The following is a 772-nucleotide window of genomic DNA, read 5'->3' as shown; positions in this document are numbered from 1 at the left end:
AAACACTGGTTCTACTTATTATCAAACCGAAAGTGCAAAACACATAATAACTAACTAATGCTTTTCCTTAAAAATAACAAACCATTGCATAGCGAGTCAGCCCACCCCATAAATTAGTTAACCTTTTATGGTCTAATATTTTTTATTAATTGACAAGGATTATTCTTGCCTACTTTATTCTCTCAACCTGAGTCATCTCTAAACTCCTTCGCCCCGCGCCTACTCGATTGGTTTGCCGAAAACGGTCGCCATAATTTGCCGTGGCAACAGCACCAAACTGACACGCCCAACCCTTATATCGTTTGGCTATCTGAAGTCATGCTTCAGCAAACGCAAGTGACCACCGTACTGCCCTACTTTGCGCGCTTTATGGACACCTTTCCAACCGTGCAGGATTTAGCTGCAGCAGAATGGGATGTGGTCGCCGAGCATTGGGCAGGGCTTGGCTATTATGCGCGCGCCCGTAATTTGCATAAAGGTGCAAAGCAGCTGGTTGAAGTAATCGAGGAAACGGGCGAGTTCCCGCAGACGCTCGCAGGTTGGGAAGCAATTTCCGGCGTTGGCCCATCGACCGCTGGGGCGATTATGGCAATGGGATTGCATCATTATGGCGTCATCTGCGATGGTAATGTCAAACGGGTGCTAACGCGCTGGGCCGCCATCGACGGTGACATTACCAAATCTGCTACCACCAAAGAGTTATGGGCATTAGCAGAGCGCCTGACACCGACAGAGAACTCAGGACTATTCGCGCAAGCCATGATGGATATGG

The 772-nt window shown here is 48.3% G+C and carries 1 protein-coding gene; it reads left to right on the top strand.

The features are described from left to right. Positions 1-165: 165 nt before the first annotated feature. Positions 166-772 (top strand): A/G-specific adenine glycosylase (locus ACS8FC_RS16775; RefSeq protein ID WP_439297619.1); only part of this gene is annotated, 607 nt, incomplete at its 3' end.

The organism is Psychrobacter sp. 1Y4 (assembly GCF_051847555.1).
This window is presented reverse-complemented; position numbering and strand designations above follow the sequence as displayed.